Source organism: Marinomonas sp. AWM4_232 (assembly GCF_056158325.1).
Map to the genome: position 1 here is coordinate 3,366,126 of NZ_JBSWTA010000001.1, position 18,906 is coordinate 3,385,031.

Annotated in this window: 17 protein-coding genes and 16 tRNA genes; 29 read left to right on the forward strand and 4 right to left on the reverse strand. The window is 45.1% G+C overall.

Going from position 1 to position 18,906, the window contains the following annotated elements; translation table 11 throughout:
• Positions 1 to 51: 51 nt before the first annotated feature.
• Together htpX and ACXAC1_RS15970 are read right to left on the reverse strand one after the other, a co-directional pair.
• Positions 52 to 936 carry a protease HtpX gene (gene htpX, locus ACXAC1_RS15965; protein ID WP_475063848.1) on the reverse strand — a complete coding sequence of 295 codons (885 nt, stop codon included), beginning with the start codon at positions 934 to 936 and terminating at the stop codon, positions 52 to 54.
• Between the two features lie 67 nt (positions 937 to 1,003).
• A complete protein-coding gene (locus ACXAC1_RS15970; protein ID WP_475062739.1) occupies positions 1,004 to 2,218 on the reverse strand; it encodes a pyridoxal phosphate-dependent aminotransferase in 1,215 nt (404 codons plus the stop codon).
• A 67-nt stretch (positions 2,219 to 2,285) separates the two neighbouring features.
• Between ACXAC1_RS15970 and msrB the strand changes: the two genes are divergently transcribed.
• A complete protein-coding gene (msrB, locus tag ACXAC1_RS15975; protein ID WP_475062740.1) occupies positions 2,286 to 2,705 on the forward strand; it encodes a peptide-methionine (R)-S-oxide reductase MsrB in 420 nt (139 codons plus the stop codon).
• Between the two features lie 21 nt (positions 2,706 to 2,726).
• Here msrB and ACXAC1_RS15980 read toward each other — a convergent pair whose 3' ends face one another.
• Entirely contained in the window at positions 2,727 to 3,299 is a 573-nt protein-coding gene (locus ACXAC1_RS15980; protein WP_475062742.1) for a YajG family lipoprotein, read from the reverse strand.
• 151 nt (positions 3,300 to 3,450) lie between these two features.
• Here ACXAC1_RS15980 and ACXAC1_RS15985 point away from each other — a divergent pair.
• The 22 genes from ACXAC1_RS15985 (at position 3,451) to ACXAC1_RS16090 (ending at position 12,089) form a co-directional block, all read left to right on the forward strand.
• Positions 3,451 to 3,526, forward strand: a tRNA-Glu gene (locus ACXAC1_RS15985).
• A 55-nt stretch (positions 3,527 to 3,581) separates the two neighbouring features.
• Positions 3,582 to 3,656 (forward strand) — tRNA-Gly (locus ACXAC1_RS15990).
• 48 nt (positions 3,657 to 3,704) lie between these two features.
• Positions 3,705 to 3,780 (forward strand) — tRNA-Glu (locus ACXAC1_RS15995).
• Positions 3,781 to 3,816: 36 nt separating this feature from the next.
• Positions 3,817 to 3,891 (forward strand) — tRNA-Gly (locus ACXAC1_RS16000).
• Positions 3,892 to 3,938: 47 nt separating this feature from the next.
• Positions 3,939 to 4,014, forward strand: a tRNA-Glu gene (locus ACXAC1_RS16005).
• Positions 4,015 to 4,048: 34 nt separating this feature from the next.
• Positions 4,049 to 4,123: transfer RNA gene (locus ACXAC1_RS16010), tRNA-Gly, on the forward strand.
• Between the two features lie 48 nt (positions 4,124 to 4,171).
• Positions 4,172 to 4,247 (forward strand) — tRNA-Glu (locus ACXAC1_RS16015).
• Positions 4,248 to 4,282: 35 nt separating this feature from the next.
• Positions 4,283 to 4,357 (forward strand) — tRNA-Gly (locus ACXAC1_RS16020).
• A 48-nt stretch (positions 4,358 to 4,405) separates the two neighbouring features.
• A tRNA-Glu gene (locus ACXAC1_RS16025) sits at positions 4,406 to 4,481 on the forward strand.
• A gap of 47 nt (positions 4,482 to 4,528) precedes the next feature.
• Positions 4,529 to 4,603: transfer RNA gene (locus ACXAC1_RS16030), tRNA-Gly, on the forward strand.
• Between the two features lie 48 nt (positions 4,604 to 4,651).
• Positions 4,652 to 4,727: transfer RNA gene (locus tag ACXAC1_RS16035), tRNA-Glu, on the forward strand.
• Between the two features lie 34 nt (positions 4,728 to 4,761).
• A tRNA-Gly gene (locus tag ACXAC1_RS16040) sits at positions 4,762 to 4,836 on the forward strand.
• 48 nt (positions 4,837 to 4,884) lie between these two features.
• Positions 4,885 to 4,960 (forward strand) — tRNA-Glu (locus ACXAC1_RS16045).
• A 35-nt stretch (positions 4,961 to 4,995) separates the two neighbouring features.
• Positions 4,996 to 5,070 (forward strand) — tRNA-Gly (locus ACXAC1_RS16050).
• Between the two features lie 48 nt (positions 5,071 to 5,118).
• A tRNA-Glu gene (locus tag ACXAC1_RS16055) sits at positions 5,119 to 5,194 on the forward strand.
• A 51-nt stretch (positions 5,195 to 5,245) separates the two neighbouring features.
• Positions 5,246 to 5,321, forward strand: a tRNA-Glu gene (locus ACXAC1_RS16060).
• 46 nt (positions 5,322 to 5,367) lie between these two features.
• The gene (gene pabC / locus ACXAC1_RS16065; protein ID WP_475062744.1) at positions 5,368 to 6,168 is read left to right on the forward strand and encodes an aminodeoxychorismate lyase; all 801 of its coding nucleotides are present in this window, start codon (positions 5,368 to 5,370) and stop codon (positions 6,166 to 6,168) included.
• Complete coding sequence (gene mltG, locus ACXAC1_RS16070) at positions 6,165 to 7,193, forward strand: endolytic transglycosylase MltG (protein WP_475062745.1); 1,029 nt, start codon at positions 6,165 to 6,167, stop codon at positions 7,191 to 7,193. Before pabC ends, mltG begins: the two co-directional genes overlap by 4 nt.
• An 8-nt stretch (positions 7,194 to 7,201) precedes the next feature.
• Positions 7,202 to 7,828: a dTMP kinase gene (gene tmk, locus ACXAC1_RS16075; RefSeq protein ID WP_475062747.1), complete on the forward strand. Its 627-nt coding sequence runs from the start codon at positions 7,202 to 7,204 to the stop codon at positions 7,826 to 7,828.
• Positions 7,825 to 8,763 (forward strand): DNA polymerase III subunit delta', encoded by a 939-nt coding sequence (gene holB / locus ACXAC1_RS16080; protein WP_475062748.1) that lies wholly within the window; start codon positions 7,825 to 7,827, stop codon positions 8,761 to 8,763. The genes tmk and holB overlap by 4 nt, the downstream gene beginning before the upstream one ends.
• Positions 8,764 to 8,767: 4 nt before the next feature.
• Positions 8,768 to 9,565 carry a TatD family hydrolase gene (locus ACXAC1_RS16085; RefSeq protein ID WP_475062749.1) on the forward strand — a complete coding sequence of 266 codons (798 nt, stop codon included), beginning with the start codon at positions 8,768 to 8,770 and terminating at the stop codon, positions 9,563 to 9,565.
• A gap of 61 nt (positions 9,566 to 9,626) precedes the next feature.
• Entirely contained in the window at positions 9,627 to 12,089 is a 2,463-nt protein-coding gene (locus tag ACXAC1_RS16090; protein WP_475062751.1) for a Lon protease family protein, read from the forward strand.
• Here the strand turns inward: ACXAC1_RS16090 and ACXAC1_RS16095 are convergent.
• The gene (locus ACXAC1_RS16095) at positions 12,086 to 12,391 is read right to left on the reverse strand and encodes a hypothetical protein (RefSeq protein WP_475062752.1); all 306 of its coding nucleotides are present in this window, start codon (positions 12,389 to 12,391) and stop codon (positions 12,086 to 12,088) included. The two genes, ACXAC1_RS16090 and ACXAC1_RS16095, sit on opposite strands and share 4 nt — an antisense overlap.
• Before the next feature lie 104 nt (positions 12,392 to 12,495).
• Between ACXAC1_RS16095 and ACXAC1_RS16100 the strand changes: the two genes are divergently transcribed.
• The 6 genes from ACXAC1_RS16100 (at position 12,496) to ACXAC1_RS16125 (ending at position 18,865) form a co-directional block, all read left to right on the forward strand.
• Positions 12,496 to 14,349 carry a methyl-accepting chemotaxis protein gene (locus ACXAC1_RS16100; protein WP_475062754.1) on the forward strand — a complete coding sequence of 618 codons (1,854 nt, stop codon included), beginning with the start codon at positions 12,496 to 12,498 and terminating at the stop codon, positions 14,347 to 14,349.
• 107 nt (positions 14,350 to 14,456) lie between these two features.
• The gene (locus ACXAC1_RS16105) at positions 14,457 to 14,888 is read left to right on the forward strand and encodes a cytochrome b562 (protein WP_475062756.1); all 432 of its coding nucleotides are present in this window, start codon (positions 14,457 to 14,459) and stop codon (positions 14,886 to 14,888) included.
• Positions 14,889 to 14,960: 72 nt separating this feature from the next.
• Complete coding sequence (locus ACXAC1_RS16110; RefSeq protein ID WP_475062757.1) at positions 14,961 to 15,293, forward strand: hypothetical protein; 333 nt, start codon at positions 14,961 to 14,963, stop codon at positions 15,291 to 15,293.
• A gap of 73 nt (positions 15,294 to 15,366) precedes the next feature.
• Entirely contained in the window at positions 15,367 to 16,422 is a 1,056-nt protein-coding gene (locus ACXAC1_RS16115; RefSeq protein ID WP_475062759.1) for an AraC family transcriptional regulator, read from the forward strand.
• Positions 16,423 to 16,535: 113 nt separating this feature from the next.
• A complete protein-coding gene (locus ACXAC1_RS16120; protein ID WP_475062761.1) occupies positions 16,536 to 18,245 on the forward strand; it encodes an acyl-CoA dehydrogenase in 1,710 nt (569 codons plus the stop codon).
• 170 nt (positions 18,246 to 18,415) lie between these two features.
• Positions 18,416 to 18,865, forward strand: coding sequence for a YaiI/YqxD family protein (locus ACXAC1_RS16125; RefSeq protein WP_133559835.1), 450 nt, complete (start codon positions 18,416 to 18,418; stop codon positions 18,863 to 18,865).
• Positions 18,866 to 18,906 lie beyond the last annotated feature (41 nt).

Below are 18,906 nucleotides of genomic sequence, written 5' to 3' on the forward strand. Positions count from 1 at the left end.
GAATGGAACATAAAAAAAGGCCCGCTGGGCCTTTTTTTATTGGATTAGTGATTACAGCTTTTGAAGTGCTGCAATACGATCGTTAATCGGTGGATGACTAGAAAATAGCTCCCCCAAGCTGGATTTAGGGCCGCGGCGAATACCAAAAGCAACCATGGTATCTGGCATGTGAGATACTTCGTGCTCACTTTGAATTCGAGCGAGAGCCGCAATCATCGCGCCTTTACCTGCTAATCGAGCGCCTGCTTCATCCGCACGGAATTCGCGGTAACGGGAGAACCACATGACGATCATGCTGGCTAGGATGCCAAACAAAATCTCAAATAACATAGTGGCGATGTAATACCCCCAACCCACACTACCTTCTCCTTCATCGTCTTTACGAAGGAATTGATCGACTGCATAGCCTGCGATACGAGCAAAGAACATTACGAAGGTGTTCACCACACCCTGAATCAAGGTCAATGTCACCATGTCGCCATTTGCAACGTGGCCAATTTCGTGTGCCATGACCGCGCGGATTTCGTCTGGCGGATAGCGATCTAGCATGCCACTGGAAACGGCTACTAGGGCATCGTTTTTGTTCCAGCCGGTTGCAAAGGCGTTCGCTTCATGAGCAGGGAAAACAGCAACTTCTGGCATTTTAATACCAGCGTCATTTGCCAGCTCTTGAACAGTCGTTAGAAGCCATTGCTCCTTGTGGTTACGTGGCTGCTCAATTACTTGAGCTTTTGAACCCCATTTCGCCATTTTTTTAGAGAGCAATAAGGAAATAATACTTCCTGTAAAGCCGAATACGGCACAGAAAATGAGTAGTGATGTGAGGTTTAAGCCGCTGCTTGAGATGTAGCGCTCAACGCCCAAAACACTCAAAACGATGCTGGCAACGACCAAAACCGCAATGTTGGTTAAAAGGAAAAGCAATATACGCATTATAGAGATGCTCCAGAGTGAAAATACTATGGAGCATCATAGGGGCAATTGGTTCCTTTTCAAGTAGGATTTAATTGCGTAAGCGAGATAAAAACGCCGCAAAGCGTTCCATGGCAGGCTGCAGTTCTTCTACATGTGGTAGGAATACAATGCGTAAGTGATCTGGTGTTGGCCAATTGAAGCCTGTACCGTGTACCAGTAAGACCTTTTCTTCTTTTAGGAAGCGAAGGGCTACTTCTACGTCATCGTTAATGTTGTAGACTTTTGGGTCGAGCCTTGGGAATAGGTACAAAGCCCCTTCGGGCTTATGGCAATGAACCCCAGGGATGCTGTCTAGTATTTCCCACGCCAGGTTGCGTTGTTCTAGTAAGCGTCCGCCAGGTGCAGTTAGCTCATTGATGGTCTGATAACCGCCTAAGGCCGTTTGCACGGCATGTTGTGCCGGCACATTAGCGCATAGACGCATAGAACTCAGCATGTCTATACCAGCAATGTAATCTTCAATGCCGGTTTTGGGCCCAGTGATAATCATCCATCCAGATCGGAAGCCGGCTGTGCGGTAGACCTTTGATAAGCCGCCAAACGTAACACATGGGACTTTGCCTTCCGTTAAGGTGGCGGTTGGAATGTGCTGGGCGTCGTCGTACAAAATTTTGTCGTAAATTTCGTCAGAGAACAGGAGTAGGCCATGTTCTTCGGCTAGTGCAACCAGCTCTTTTAATATGGCTTCAGAATACACAGCGCCAGTTGGATTGTTCGGGTTGATAATGACCAATGCTTTGGTTTTATTGGTGATTTTCGATTTGATGTCGGCAATATCTGGTTGCCAACCATTTTCTTCATCACATAAGTAGTGTCGAACATAGCCACCAGATAGGGTGGCAGCAGCGGTCCAGAGTGGGTAGTCGGGCGCTGGAATAAGAATCTCGTCGCCATCATTTAATAAGGCCTGCATCGCCATCACGATAAGCTCGCTGACTCCATTGCCCATCCAAACGTTTTCGACGCTGGCCGAACGAATGCCTAGGGCCTGATATTTCTGCATAACGGCCTTGCGCGCAGAGAATAGGCCTTTTGATTCGCAGTACCCCTGGGCGTTAGGTAGGTTCTTAATGACATCAACTAGGATTTCGTCAGGTGCTTCGAAGCCAAATGGCGCTGGATTGCCAATATTCAGCTTTAGGATGCGGTGGCCTTCGTCTTCCATGCGTACCGCTTCTTTAAGAACCGGTCCGCGAATCTCATAGCAGATGTTTGCAAGTTTATTCGATTTACGTATTTGCACCACGCTTCCTCATATAGGGTAATGGAATCAGTTATAATGTAGAGACGCAAAACAGGAGTCATGTTTTATGAGTAATGAACAACAGCCAAGCCAATTTCAGTCACTAAGTGATGAAGAGTGGAGGCAGCGTCTACCAGAAGAAGTGTATCAAATCGTTCGTCAGAAAGGCACTGAGCGAGCGTTTACTGGGCGTTATGAAAAGTTTTATGAAGAAGGTCATTACGAATGTGTTTGTTGTGGGGCGCATCTATTCGAGTCTGAGACAAAATATAATTCTGGATCTGGGTGGCCTAGCTTTTATGACGCGGATAAACAAAATATAAAAGAGGTAGAGGATAACTCTTGGATGATGCAGCGTGTCGAAATTGTATGTGAAAAATGCGATGCGCATCTTGGGCATGTGTTTCCAGACGGACCAGAACCAACGGGTATTCGTTACTGTGTAAACTCTGCCTCATTGAAATTTCAGCCTAAGGGAGAAGCTTAGGCTGAAATAGTAGGGGAGCTATTATTGGCCGAGTAACTGGACAATCTTCTTGTCTTTAAAAGCTCGGTCAATAGTTTTGCCTAAAAGTTCATTGATTTCACTTTCTACAACGTCTCTATCTGGTAGTGTGCCATATTGGTCTACCTTCTCTGATGTAAACGTAGCAGTATATGTTTGCTCCCCTTGTGATACCGTTGCACGTATTTGTGATGTCAGTTTTGCTTCTGTTTTTAGTGCAATGGTTTTGGTGACATAGCTAAGCTCATTCAGCTCAATGGTGAATAGTGTTGCTGGTAATTGGCCTTGATTGGTTTTAAAGCCAAGTATGTTGAGTTTGTTATTCATGTAGTCGCTCAAGGCTTGTTGAACATTGTTACCGATTTCTATATCTGCTTTTTCTCCAATTCCGGTTTTGATGTGACCAATAGATATTTCCTGAAAAGGTTTCACGACAACATGGATTTGGCGCTGGTTACTGTACTGAGCATCTAGAGTTGTATCTTGAGGTTCGATATTGATGGTGTGGGTTGTGTTGGCACAGCCTTGTAGGCCTAGTGCAACAAGGACTAGGCTGCTTGCGATCAATGCTTTCATCGTTCTCCCTCTTTAGTAGAGTCGTTGTTATAGGTAAAAGTATAGGAAACCACTTTTTTTCGCTTAGATTACAGATATTTAAAAAAAGTTGTTGATTTTCCGTTTGTTAACAGTAATATACGCACCCGCTTACACAGCAAGGCGCACAAGTGTCCCATTCGTCTAGAGGCCTAGGACACCGCCCTTTCACGGCGGTAACAGGGGTTCGAACCCCCTATGGGACGCCAATCTACGGATTGGCTAAAACCATGCTAGCTTAGCTGATGTTTGTGAAAGCTTAAAGCGGGAATAGCTCAGTGGTAGAGCACAACCTTGCCAAGGTTGGGGTCGCGAGTTCGAGCCTCGTTTCCCGCTCCAAATTCTCTAACTCGAAAGAGTAGAGGGCTTCTACGGAAGCAATGATGTGTCCCATTCGTCTAGAGGCCTAGGACACCGCCCTTTCACGGCGGTAACAGGGGTTCGAACCCCCTATGGGACGCCAACTTGATGCAGGTTGTACAAAAGTGCATGACAATATGCGGGAATAGCTCAGTGGTAGAGCACAACCTTGCCAAGGTTGGGGTCGCGAGTTCGAGCCTCGTTTCCCGCTCCAAAATATCTTGCTCAATAGAGTAGGGGCTTCTACGGAAGCAATGATGCGTCCCATTCGTCTAGAGGCCTAGGACACCGCCCTTTCACGGCGGTAACAGGGGTTCGAACCCCCTATGGGACGCCAACTTAATGCAGGTTGTAAAAGTGCATGACAATATGCGGGAATAGCTCAGTGGTAGAGCACAACCTTGCCAAGGTTGGGGTCGCGAGTTCGAGCCTCGTTTCCCGCTCCAAAATCTCTTACTCAATGGAGTAGAGGGCTTCTACGGAAGCAATGATGTGTCCCATTCGTCTAGAGGCCTAGGACACCGCCCTTTCACGGCGGTAACAGGGGTTCGAACCCCCTATGGGACGCCAACTTAATGCAGGTTGTAAAAAGTGTATGACAGTATGCGGGAATAGCTCAGTGGTAGAGCACAACCTTGCCAAGGTTGGGGTCGCGAGTTCGAGCCTCGTTTCCCGCTCCAGAATCTCTTACTCGATAGAGTAGAGGGCTTCTACGGAAGCAATGATGTGTCCCATTCGTCTAGAGGCCTAGGACACCGCCCTTTCACGGCGGTAACAGGGGTTCGAACCCCCTATGGGACGCCAACGCTTTCTAATTCAGGAAAGTAAGTTGTAAAAGTGCATGACAATATGCGGGAATAGCTCAGTGGTAGAGCACAACCTTGCCAAGGTTGGGGTCGCGAGTTCGAGCCTCGTTTCCCGCTCCAGAATCTCTTGCTCAATAGAGTAGAGGGCTTCTACGGAAGCAATGATGTGTCCCATTCGTCTAGAGGCCTAGGACACCGCCCTTTCACGGCGGTAACAGGGGTTCGAACCCCCTATGGGACGCCAACTTAATGCAGGTTGTAAAAGTGCATGACAATATGCGGGAATAGCTCAGTGGTAGAGCACAACCTTGCCAAGGTTGGGGTCGCGAGTTCGAGCCTCGTTTCCCGCTCCAGAATCTCTTGCTCAATAGAGTAGAGGGCTTCTACGGAAGCAATGATGTGTCCCATTCGTCTAGAGGCCTAGGACACCGCCCTTTCACGGCGGTAACAGGGGTTCGAACCCCCTATGGGACGCCAACTTAATGCAGGTTGTAAAAAGTGTATGACAGTATGCGGGAATAGCTCAGTGGTAGAGCACAACCTTGCCAAGGTTGGGGTCGCGAGTTCGAGCCTCGTTTCCCGCTCCAAATTCTCTAACTTGAAAGAGTAGAGAGCTTCTACGGAAGCAATGATGTGTCCCATTCGTCTAGAGGCCTAGGACACCGCCCTTTCACGGCGGTAACAGGGGTTCGAACCCCCTATGGGACGCCACCTTTCTTGATTAAGGTGCAAAATTAATCATTCGAAGTACGCTTCAACTACGTCCCATTCGTCTAGAGGCCTAGGACACCGCCCTTTCACGGCGGTAACAGGGGTTCGAACCCCCTATGGGACGCCATCTATCTAATCTGTTATGATTTAGCTTTTTCAATGAGATCAATCATATGCAGTGGTTCAGGAACTCCCTTCCAGACACAAATGTTTCTTTATCAGACCGTGGTTTAGCCTACGGTGATGGTCTATTCGAAACGCTCTCAGTACTGCATGGTGATGTGGTTAATCTTGCTATTCATCAAACCCGGTTAAAAAGAGGCTGTCATAGGCTCAATTTTGCAGTTGATGACCACCTTTGGCTGAAGATCTGGTCGTTTGTCGGTCAAAAAGCGCAAGAGTACCCCGACTCTGGTTTGAAAATTATTTTGACGCGTGGGTCAGGCGGTCGTGGCTATTTGCCACCAGATACCTCTAACTTTGAGTTTATTCTCGGCGTATTTGAAAAGCCAAACTATGCGGCTATGCATCAAGTGGGTGTATCATTAACGACTTCTCCTATCAATGCCTCCATTAATCGATCATTGGCGGGGTTAAAGCACCTTAATCGCTTAGAAAATGTGATGGCAAAATCCTGTCTGCCTGCAAGCTACTATGAGGCTGTTCTAGTCGATGCTAATGGCTTTATCATCGAGTGCATTCAAAGCAATCTATTCTGGTTTTACAAAGGTAGACTGAGGACTGCTGCCCTGATGACAAGTGGTGTTCAAGGTAGTCTGAGGAGTCGAATCTTAGCGGGCTTTGATGGGTGTATTGAAATCGGCCGCTACACGCTTGAAGATTTAATGCTGGCCGATGAGATCTTTGTGTGTAATGCAATGAGTCAAATAATGCCTGTAGTTAGGTTTAACGACAAAACCTTTCCAATAGGACCGATGACCAAACAATTAATGGAAAAAATAAATCCAATATGAAGTATGTAAAGTGGATAGTACTGATGCTGGTTTTGGTCGCGACGCTCTCTGCGCTAGCGGCAACATGGGCTTATAAATCCTTAACGGAGCCGCTTCCTATTAAAGAAAGCATGACATTTGATATTGAGCGTGGCACTTCTATTATCAAGCTAGGGTATCAATTGGCGGATCAGGGCTGGCTCCCACATCCATTACTGGCTCGATTGGCTCATGAATTAGATCCATCATTAACGCCTAAAGTTGGTAAATATCAACTTGAGCCTGGCATGAGTTTCATGGACGTGTTGGCTAAATTTGATTCAGGGGAGACCATCTTTTACCCAATTACCCTACTTGAGGGCCATACTTACCGCGATTACCTTAATGCAATGAAAGCGAAAGGTAATATCAAGATGACGCTGGACGGCCTTTCCGCAAAAGAAATCGCTGAAAAATTAGGGGTTGAGCACGACTCTCCAGAGGGTTTGCTATTTGCAAATACATATCGCTACCACGATGGTGATACGGATTTAGATATCTTTTTGCAAGCGCATGCATTGCTTAATACGGCTTTGGATGATGCATGGGAAAATAAAGCGAAAGGTTTGCCTATTAAATCTCCTTATGAAGCATTGATCATGGCTTCAATCATCGAAAAAGAGACCGGGGTTGCCGCGGAACGTCCGCTAATCGCAAGGGTATTTATCAGCCGTCTTGAAAAGGGAATGCGGTTACAAACCGACCCAACGGTGATTTATGGTATGGGAGAGCGTTATAACGGAAATATCACCCGTGCGGATCTGCGCCGCGCCACACCATATAACACTTACCAGATAAATGGACTGCCGCCTACGCCAATCGCAAATGTTGGCAAAGAAGCGATTATAGCGGCTCTGAATCCTGGCGAGACGAAAGCTTTGTATTTTGTTGCCAAAGGTGATGGTTCACACGTTTTTTCAAAAACGTTGCGAGAGCACAATAATGCGGTTGCTCGCTACCAGCGTTTCCAGCGTCGCAAAGATTACACGTCAACTCCGACTCAATAGAGGTTTGTATGAAAGGTAAATTTATTTCCCTAGAGGGCGGTGAAGGCGCAGGTAAAAGCTCGGCAATTCATGTGATTAAAGCGTGGCTTGAAGAGCGTAATATTGAGTATGTTCTTACTCGAGAGCCAGGTGGCACGCCAATGGCCGAAGAAATTCGTGAGCTTGTTTTGGCGTCTAGAGACGAGGCTGTTGCAGCAGATACTGAGCTGTTATTGGTGTTTGCTGCTCGAGTTCAACATATCAATACCACAATATTACCAGCTTTAGCTGAGGGCAAATGGGTAATCAGTGACCGGTTTGTGGATTCAAGTTATGTGTATCAGGGGATTGGACGAGGAATCGACAAATCCGTTATTGATATGTTGAGATCATCGTTTTTAGAAGGGTGTATGCCAGATAAAACTTTATTACTGGATGTGCCTGTCGAAATGGGGTTAAGTCGAGTAGCCTCCCGTGGTGACGCTAACCGACTTGATGGTGAATCGACGGCCTTTCACAAAGCAGTAAGAAGTGGGTTCTTAGAGTTAGCTTCTGATGAGCCAGCACGTTTTGCCGTGTTGGATGCGAGTCAGACGATGGACAATGTTGCTGAGCAAATTTTGCAGCAACTGAGTCTGCTAGAGAAAACTTCATGATGACTGAATTGGCCCCATGGTTAACAGATGCTTATCAGCAGGCTCAGACTTGGCGCCGACAAAGTCGTTTTCACCATGCTCTGCTGGTCAGTGGTATTAATGGTGTTGGACAAAGTGAGTTTGCTCAACAAGTGGCCCAACTGTTGCTTTGTGAGCATCCAGATAAAGCGCCATGTGGCACATGCCATAGCTGTCAGGTAGCGAAAGCTGATACCCATCCTGATTGGTTAGTATTGGACGGTCGTGAAGGTGGTATTCGTGTCGATGCAGTCAGACAAGTTGTAGCAAAAGTGGCGAATAAACCGCAGTTAGGCTTTTCTAAGGTGGTCGTTATTCATGAAGCTCATGAAATGAATGTGAATGCGGCCAACGCAATCTTAAAAGCTTTAGAGGAGCCGCCGTCTTCGACATACTTTATTTTGACAACCCACACGTCTAGAGCGTTGATGCCAACAATATTAAGTCGATGCCAAAGAGTAATGCTGCCAGCACCTGATCCAGCTCTTGTTGTTGGATGGGTTAATGAACGAGTTCAAGCGGATGTAAGCGATCTTTTATGGTTTTCTAAAACGCCATATCAGTTACTTCGACTGGTTGACTCAAAGCAGCATGAGTTACTTCAAGCTTTGCCGGACCATCTAATGCAGTGGCTGGAGGGTAGTATGCGAACAGACGAGTTAGCGGCGAAAGTGCCAAAAGATGGTGTTGCTCTGTGGCTTGATGGTCTGTTGGCATTGCTCTCTGCAGCAATACATTATTCGGCTACAGGACAGAAGGACACACACATTGAAAGCGTTTTGAATGCTCTATTGTCTCGATATGATGTTTATCGGTTGATGAATTTTAGTTCGAGTTTAACAGGGTTGAAGCGACAGCTTGATATCACTCATCTTAACCCCACTATACAGTTAGTAGGCGAATTAAATTCTTGGTAAATACATGCTTGTAGATTCACATTGTCATCTAGATAAATTAGACGTATCAGCTTATGAAAAAGGCACCCAAGGTGCTATAGATGCCGCTAGAGATTCGGGTGTCTCTCAGATTTTGACCATCTCAGTAGACCTAGAAAGCTTTGAAGAGGTGTATCAATTCACCGAACGAGCAGGTGTGATTGCCAGCTGTGGCGTGCATCCACTTCATAAGGAAGGCTTGCTTTCATCCAATGACGAGTTGTTAGCCTTGGCATCAAGAGAGAAGGTGGTGGCTATTGGTGAGACAGGTCTTGATTACTTTTATGATAAAGAGCCTGAAAACCATCTCGCGCAAAAAGACAGTTTTGCAATACATTTAGCCACCGCCGGTGAGCTTGAGTTACCAACGATTATTCATACTCGTGATGCGAAGAATGATACGTTAGACCTTATTCGTGCGTATGGTAACAAAGAGGTTGGAGGTGTACTTCATTGCTTCACTGAAGATTACGATATGGCAAGAAGTGCGTTAGATCTAAACTACATGATCTCGATTTCGGGCATTGTGACCTTCCGAAATGCTGATGATCTTCGTGACAACGTTAAGAAACTGCCTTTAGATGCGTTATTGGTAGAAACGGACTCTCCTTACTTAGCTCCGGTTCCGCACCGTGGTAAGAAGAATGAGCCTAAATACGTCAGAGACGTAGCCCAATTTGTAGCGGATCTAAAACAGATTCGTATCGAAGAGCTTATGGAAATTAGCTCGGAGAACTTTCATCGCAAATTTTCAAAAGTTAAGCGCGATAATATCTTAATTTAAAAATAACACTTTCGTAGCCTGTTTATTTAATGTGATGGCTATGTTCAAAAGGACCTGTTAGATGTCAGAAATGGTTCAAGCCTTAGCGCCGAATGCGCTGGCAGCAAAAATCGAGAAAGCAAGCCTTCCTTTTAAAACTCTTAGTGAACTAGAGCCACTGAGTGGAATTTTGGGGCAGGAACGTGCCGTTGAAGCCATTCAATTTGGTGTGGCGATGCATCGCCCTGGTTATAACATCTTCGTGATGGGCGGAGCGGGCACAGGCCGTTCTTCTTATGTAACCAGTTATTTGAAGAGTGAAGCCAAGCGCAAACAAACACCAAGTGAATGGGTGTATGTTAATAATTTTAAAGACACACGTTCACCAAAAGCCATTGAGTTTCAGCCAGGACAAGCAAAAGTCTTTGAACAAGATATTCGCACCTTGATAGACGGCTTAATGGGAACATTCCCAGCTGCGTTTGAGCACCCAAATTACCAGCAACAAAAAGGCGCTATTGATCGTGCGTTCAACGATCAATATGAAGCGGCGATTAATCTAGTGGAACGTCATGCCTCGAAAATCGGGGTGGCGATGTTCCGTGATGCATCCTCTGTAAGCTTTGCACCAATGCGTGATGGCAAAGCATTAGAAGAAGCAGATTTCGCAACGCTTACTGATGATGAGCGTGATGCATTCCAAGCAGGTGTATCTGAGCTTGAGGGTATGCTGAACGATGAGCTGTTGAGCTTACCAACTTGGAAGCGTATTTCGTATGAGCAGTTGCGAGAGCTGAATTTAAACACCGTGAAGGAATCACTTGATCCTTTAATGGCGCCTTTGTTTGAGAAGTATGCCGATCAAGAGATTATGGTTCAATTTCTAAACGAAATGCGCGAAGACCTTGATAAGGTCATTATCGATCAGTTTGTTGACGATAAAGCGTCGGATAATCGTGATGAATCCAGTCGTCGCACTATGTATGAGGAAATGTATCTGCCGAATGTGGCGGTCACGCATACCTCTGATGGCGGTCAGCCGGTTATTTACGAACCTCACCCAACTTACCGTAATCTGTTTGGACAAGTAGAGTACAGCTCTGATCAAGGTATGTTGGTCACTAGCTATCGTTTGATTCGCTCTGGTAGTCTGCATGCTGCAAATGGTGGTTACTTAATTTTAGACGCTGAAAAGCTTCTGACCGATCACTATCTATGGGAAGCATTAAAGCGTGCTCTAAAGAGCAAGACTCTAAAAATTGAGCATCCCTATGCGGATATGGGTTTAATGAGTACAACCACTCTGTCACCTGAAGATCTGCCATTGCAGGTGAAGGTGGTTCTAATTGGCTCACGTGAGATTTATTATTTGTTACAAGATGCCGACCCTGATTTCCAAGAAATGTTTAGGGTATTGGTGGATTTCGATGACTCACTTAAGCGTGATAAGGAAACCGAGCTAGCATTTGCTCGATTGTTGAAAGATCGAGTCGCCAAAGAAGGCTATGCTGATGTGACAGATGAAGGGGTTGCTCGCTTAATTGAGTACAGCAGCCGACTGGCTGAGCATCAAAAAGAAATGGCTGCCAAAATAGGCGATGTGTTCGAACTCTTAGGTGAAGCTGACTTTAATCGAGACTTGGCAAAAGACGATGTGATTACCGATGTTCATGTACAACGAGCGCTAGCAGCCAAGAAACATCGTACAGGTCGTGTTGCCGAAAAGATCATTGAAGAAATTGTCGATGGCACCATCTTGCTCGAAAGTGATGGTAAGGCCATAGGCAACATTAACGGTTTAACCGTTATGCAAATTGGCGACAGTAGCTTCGGAGCACCCGCAAGAATTTCTACCACGGTTTACCCTGGTGGTAAGGGGATTGTCGACATTGAGCGTGAGTCGAACCTTGGGCAAAGTATTCACTCTAAAGGGGTGTTGATCCTTTCAGGTTACCTTGGTCACCGTTACGCGCAAGAATTCCCATTAGACATCAGTGCTTCCATCGCAATGGAGCAAAGCTATGGTTATGTAGATGGGGACAGCGCTTCGACAGCCGAGTTATGTTGTTTACTGTCTGCTTTGATCAATGTGCCATTGCGCCAAGATTTAGCCATTACTGGTTCATTGAACCAATATGGTCAAGTACAGGCTATCGGTGGTGTGAATGAGAAAATTGAAGGTTTCTTCAACGTTTGTCATGCTCGTGGTTTGACTGGCTCTCAAGGCGTTATTATTCCTAAGTCAAATGTCATCAATTTAATGCTAAGTGATGAGGTGATTGAGGCAGTGAAAGCAGGCCAATTCCATATTTATGCTGTAGAGAAAGCTGACGAGGCACTGCATCTGCTGACTGGCTTGGAGCCTGGCGAATTGGATTCAAATGGTAAGTATCCTGAAGGCACTATCTCAGCGAGAATTCTTAAGCGCTTAGAGGAGATCTCAAAGCTTGGAGAAGAGGAAGAGAATGCTGAGAAAGAAAAGTCGGCTGAAGAAGGTAAAAAAGCCGATAATGACAAGGAAGACGCAAGTGCTAACAAAGGTTAGCGCTTGCCTTGAGTGCGTTTAATAAACCCTGCTGTACAGTTATCTGATATAATCCAGTACAGAGTGTAATAGAGGTCGCCACTTTTGAAGTAAGTGGCGACCTCTTTGCGTTTACTGGGATGGTGGCGTTTCAAAACTCTTGGTTTCTTGAAGCTATTGCCGCCCATTATGATCTGTGAAGCACTCATCGCTGCTGACATTGCATTGCGATCCGCGCATTCCGCTGCGTAGATGGAATGGGATGTAGCACTAAATAAAATAACTAAAATGAACAGTGCTTGCTTGCCGTAGGGTGAGGTCATAAAACTTTCTTATAGATTCATTTATAGTGTATTGCTGCGAAAAGTGGATTTATCAATATAACAACATAATAACTTTATCATGAGTACTTAGATTGGGGCAGTCTATGACGTTAAGACGTAAATTTTCTTTATTGGTGTTTGGTTGTGCGGTGATGACCGCATTCATTGTATGTGCAATAAGTTACACCCAGCTGAAGGGTTCAATAAATCAGAGTATACAAAACGAAATCTCTGCAGTGGGTAATGGTCAAGTTGAAAAAATTGTAGAGTGGAAAGCGAGTAAAGAAGCGGCAGTATCGGCGCTTGCAACATATTTAAGTCGCTCAGAGGCAACGCTTGAAACGTTACAGCAAGCTACCGACGCTGGACGTTTTGCATTAGGCTATTTTGGTTCTGAAGCAGGCGTTATGTTACAGAATGATCCTAATGAAACCCTTCCTCCAGGCTATGATCCAAGAAAGCGACCTTGGTACAAGGACGCGCAAAAAAATAGAGGGGTGATTTTTACTTCTCCGTATGTAGGGGCTTCCTCTGGGCTACTTATGATCACAGCGGCTCAAGCGGTGATGAAAAAAGGACAGCTCATTGGCGTCGCTGGAGCGGACATTAATCTTGATGATGTAACAAAAGGCGTTTTGGATGTAGAGCTTGCTGGTGAGGGGAGAGCTTACCTTGCTAATAAAGATGGTGTTGTTTTAGCGGATCGAGATAAATCGAATTATAACAAAACGGTTAGTGATGTGTTCGGTTACCAGCTGTCAGACCTGCAAGATGCGACAATTGTTACTGTAAATGGAGAGCTGGTTGCGAAGTTTGACGTGCCAAATAGTAACTGGACCATTGTTTTTGAGTTGGATCGTAGTGCAGTGATGGCCCCTCTAAACAAGCTTCTTTTTACTCTTGTTCCTGCCGCTATTGTGATAGCGCTTTTGGTTTCATTGGTGATGTCGGTTATCAGCTCGAAATTACTAGCGGGTATCACTCAAGTTAGTCGTGCACTGGAGGAAATTAGTAAGGGTGAAGGTGATCTAACTAAGCGTATTGAGGTAGATAGCAAAGATGAAGTAGGTCAACTAGCGGCGCATTTTAATAGCTTCTTGGGAACGCTTGGTGGCTTAATTGGTGATATTAAGACGATGTCTCGTAGTCTTAATAGTTTGGCTCATGATTCTAAAACGTTGTCACTTCAGTCCAGTCGTGAGTTAGGTGTTCAGTTAAATGAAATTACTATGGTGGCGACAGCTGTAAGTCAGTTATCAACTGCAACACAAGAAATTGCTCTGAACGCTGAAAATACAGCAGGGGCATCGAGGGAGGCGGCCGACACTTCAAATGAAGGTAGCCGAATTGTAAGTGGCTCACAGCAGGAAATTAAAAACCTTGCCACTGAAGTGCACCAGGCATCAGAAATTATCAGCAACTTGGATGTTCATGTTCAAGGAATCAGCTCTATTTTGCTGACTATTCAGGATATTGCAGAGAAAACCAATTTGCTTGCGCTAAATGCTGCCATCGAAGCCGCACGAGCGGGTGAGCAGGGGCGTGGTTTTGCGGTTGTTGCTGATGAAGTGCGCTTGTTATCACAGCGAACACAGAGCTCGACCGAAGAGATTCGTGAGAAAATTGAAGGACTTAACTCTGTTACTTCTAACGTGGTCACTTGTATGAAGCGATCAACGACCATTGCAGATGGCGCTGTTAATGAAGCAGCGGCTGCTGCCACAGCATTGGATTCTATTTTAGCGTCGGTCCAACGTATCAGTGATATGGCGATGCAAATTGCCAGTGCAGCAGAAGAGCAAAACATTGTGACCAGAGACATTTCACAGAATAGTGAATCCATTCAGGACATCTCGCATCGTTTATCTGCTGAATCCAACAAAACTGCGGAAGGTGCTGAGTCATTGGCTCAAGTTGCAGACCGATTAGAGCAGCAAATTGCGCGCTTTAAGGTGTAAAAGGCAAATCCATAGATCTTTTGTGGAAATTTAAGGAACCATACTGCGTTATAGGTTTCTATACGTTAAAGTGATTTAGATCGACTTAACAGAAACAGGAGAGAGAGATGTTAAGTAAAAAAGTAGCTTTGACTGGTTTGCTGATGACGATGAGCGTTAGTAGTTTTGCCCATGCTAATTGTAAAGCATCGCCTTTGCATGAAGATATGGACACTCTAAAGACTGAAATGAAGAGCTTGGCCTTTGAAGTTAAAAAAGAGGATTATGCATCGGCCGATGCTCGTATTGACCGTATTATTGCCGTTTTGAAGGATGCTCGTGAGGAAAAACCATATCTATTCACGGAAAAGGGGATTGAAGGGGCAGAGCTTAGCCAGCGAATGGCTGATTACCAATCCGTGATGGACGATACCATCACTGCATTTGTTGCTTTAGACAAAGCGGTAGCGGATAAGGATGCGTCTTCTGCAAAAATGGCATTAGGAGAGATCGGCAATCTGCGTAAAAAAGGCCATCGTGCATTTAAAGCGGATTGCTAATTAGTCAATGCGATCAGCGTGACCTAGTCGATCTAGATTGCTACAATACATGTCTTGTAAGAGAGGTGAGTTATGTCTCGCATGAAGAAATCCCGTAGCATGAAAGGGAAACTTGGTAAAACTGGTACCAAGGAAATGCTAAAAGAGCAGAAAAAAGCACGTAAGGCGGCTTCTCCTTCGCGCTTTGATGCCAAGAAAACTAAGCAAAGAAAAGAGCAAGCTCAACGTAAGCTAGGCCGTCTGGGTTTATTGCCAGAAGCTGAAAAAGTTGAGCCAAAAGTAAGACCTAAACGTTTTACTTTTACGCCAAAAGTTGCAGAGGCGACAGTCGCGCAAGCGCCTGAAAAAAGTGCTGAACAGCTGGTTAATAATGATTTAATTGATGCATTAACGGAAGAACATTAATTGTGAATCGAAAAGGCTGCATGTTAATGCGGCCTTTTTTTGTGCCTAAAAATAATTATAGGGGACCGTTTGTATGGGATTGAAGGCAACCGTTCCAGCACAGAGCGTGCGCTATTTGCTGAGTGCCGTAGAAAACCAAGGTTGCGATGTCATGCCTTTACTTGATGAAGTAGGCATTAGTAAGCAAGATATTGACACTAAGGAAGGGCTTTCTGCATACCAATATGGCTTGCTTTATCAACGTATAATGCAGCGTATGAATGATGAGTCATTCGGCATATTAAGTGGTGGTAGAATGCCTAAAGGTTCTTTCAGAATGATGTGCCTTTGCATACTGCATTCTAAGAATTTGGCGCAAGCATTACGTCGCTGTAGCGATTTTTATGAAATTTGCAGGGGGCCAACCATCAAGCCAATTGTGGTGCAAAAAGGTCGCTTTGCGAAAGTGACGTTTGCGCCGATTGAGTCCATAGAACTTGAAAAAGATATTTCTCTGGATCAGGCGTTTGAGTCCCGAGAGCGTGTCAGAAGTACGCTTTCAATGTGGCATCATTTCATCAGTTGGTTGATTGGCCGACGACTTGTATTAAAAGCCGCATATTTTACTGCCTCTCGACCAGATGATGTGGAGTATTATCAGACTCTTTTTCAATCTGATATTAAGTTCTCTCAGCACGGCAATGCTTTGGTATTTCCTGCCTCTTATCTTGATATGCCGTTGGTGCAGAATGAAGAGAGCTTACGTAGCTTTATGAAAACGGCACCATATCAGCTTTTGGTGATGGTGGATAATGACAATAGCCTTAAATCCCGTGTGATTTCTATTTTGGGGAAAGACTTTTCGCAAGAGATGCTCTCTGCTGAGGAAGTGGCTCAATTGCTAAATATGAGTGTTTCCACAATGAGGAGACGTTTAACGGATGAAAATACCTCATTTCAGCAGATAAAAGATGAGTGCAGAAAAGAGGCGGCGATCACATACATCAACGCGCCACAATTATCTTTTAATGAGATTGCTGCGCTAATGGGGTTTGAGGAGCCAAGTGCGTTCTATCGTTCATTTAAGAAATGGACTGGGATGACACCGGGTGAATACCGCAAACACGCAGATTTTAAGGCGCTTAAGTGACACGGCGTCATGTAGTTGAACTCAAATGTTAGTGAATTAGCGATCATTTGCCATTGTTGAAAACGTGTATATTTACCACTCTTAAAACAATAAAAATTATAAGGAGTGAGACAATGGGCGGTTACCAATACCCAGCTACTGAAATCAAGTTCTGCCTCGAGCATATCGCAAAATTAAAGCGTCTCGAGGCACAATTCCCAAATTACAGTGACGATTTACTGGAGCCAATTCTCAGTGAAGCTGGAAAATTTGCTGAGCAATGCGTTGCCCCGACAAATCGTCAAGGTGATCTAGATCCGCCAAAGATGGTTGATCGTTGTGTTCAAGAAACTTCGACATTCAACCCCGTCTATGAGGCATTGCAAGAGGCTGCATGGACCACGTTGAGCGCCCCCGAAGAGTTTGGTGGTCAAGCGTTACCACGTGCTTTGGAAGTTGCCTTTAACGAAGGTGTGCAATCTGCCAACCTTTCCTTCTCGTTGTGTCCGCTTCTAACTCAAGGGGCGGTAGACGCCATCGAAACCCACGCAAGCGATGAGCTAAAGTCTACCTACCTCCCTAATATGATTTCTGGGAAATGGACTGGCACCATGAATCTTACCGAACCATCTGCTGGTAGCGATTTGGCTGCGATTAAAACCAAAGCAGAAAGGGAAGGTGATCACTACCGTATTTATGGTCAGAAAATCTTCATTACTTGGGGCGACCATCAAATGAGTGAAAACATCATTCATTTGGTATTGGCTCGTTTGCCTGATGCGCCTGAGGGTGTTAAAGGGATTTCGCTATTTTTGGTACCAAAATATCTCTTGAATGAAAGCGGCCAACCAGGGCGCCGAAATGATGTTTACCCTATCTCTCTAGAGCATAAGCTTGGTATCCATGGGTCACCGACTTGTGTTATGCAGTTTGGTGAGTCTGAGGGGGCGTTAGGGTATCTAGTAGGACAAGAGAACAACGGCCTCATGGCAATGTTCACAATGATGAACAATGCTCGGCAAAGTGTCGGTCTACAAGGATTGGCAGTGGCTGAGGCGGCTTATCAGATGGCGCTTGATTACGCTCAAGATCGAAAACAAGGTAATGTAAAAGGCGTAGAAGGGAAGGTTGCTATCGCTGAGCATGGTGATGTGCGTCGCATGCTATGGCAAATGGCCAGTATGCTGTCAGCGATGCGTGCCTTGATGTACACCGCTTCAGTGGAAGGAGATCTTGCTAAGATAGACAAGTCTCATCTCGTTAGAAATGAGCTCTATACGCCGATTGTGAAAGGTTGGCTAACGGAGTTGGCGCTCGAGATTACTTCTACTTCAGTACAAGTTTTCGGTGGTATGGGCTTTATTGAAGAAACGGGGGTTGCTCAGCTTTACCGTGACGCACGTATTTTGCCAATTTACGAAGGTACCAACGGAATCCAAGCGCTCGACCTCGTTGGACGTAAGTTGAAAGCGGACAAAGGCGCTGGTATGGCCGCGTTAATTGAAGAGATATCAACGGATCTGGCAAGCTTTGCTCAGCTTGATGAGCACGTCCAAGTTCTTTCATTACAAGTTAAGCTACTGCAGTCATCCACCGAACTGATGTTGGATCAGCAAGTAAATGTTTCAGAAGCTGCTTTTGATTACATGATGCAATTAGGTTACGTGTTAGGCGGCTGGTTACTGCTCAAAGGAGCGCAAGACGCTGCTGCGGATGAAGCTTGGTTGGCAAAGACAAAATTCTATTTTGATCACATTCTTCTTCGAGCCAATACCGCTGCTGAATCATTAAAAGGGTTCAAAAGTGATCAATCTATACCAAATGTTGCGCTATTGAATAAATAAGATATTTTAAATTAGTAATTTACTAATGAGGTGTTCATTTATTTCCCACACTGGTTTAATAAATGGATACCTCGTTAATTATAATAAAAACATCTAATAATTTTCCCTAAAGCTATAGCCAAATCTTTAGACAATAGGAATAATTGAGCTTCTTGTAGAAGGAGTTATCAATGCAAATCTGGGTGGACGCTGATGCATGTCCCAACGCCATCAAACCTGTTCTATACAAAGCTGCTGAACGATGTGAAATCGTCTGTGTTTTTGTTGCCAATGTGGCCATTGCCTTACCGAACAGCAAGTGGTTGACTCGTAAAGTCGTTCCTAGTGGTTTTGACGAAGCAGATTTGTACATTGAGCAGAATGTATCCAAAGAAGATTTGGTGATTACCTCAGATATTCCCTTGGCGTCCGATTGTATTGCCCGCGGTGCAACCGTTCTCACCTCTAAAGGTGAGCTATTTACCCTTGAAAATATTAAGCAAAAGCTGGCCATGCGTGACTTTATGGATCAAATGCGTTCGAGCGGATTTGATACCGGCGGCTCCGCGCCTTTTAGCGATAAAGATAAAGCTAATTTTGCGAACACACTAGATAGGCTTCTCGCTAAGCGCCCCAAGTAGATGTGAAGAGATGAATGATTTGCTAAGCAAGCAGGAATGTT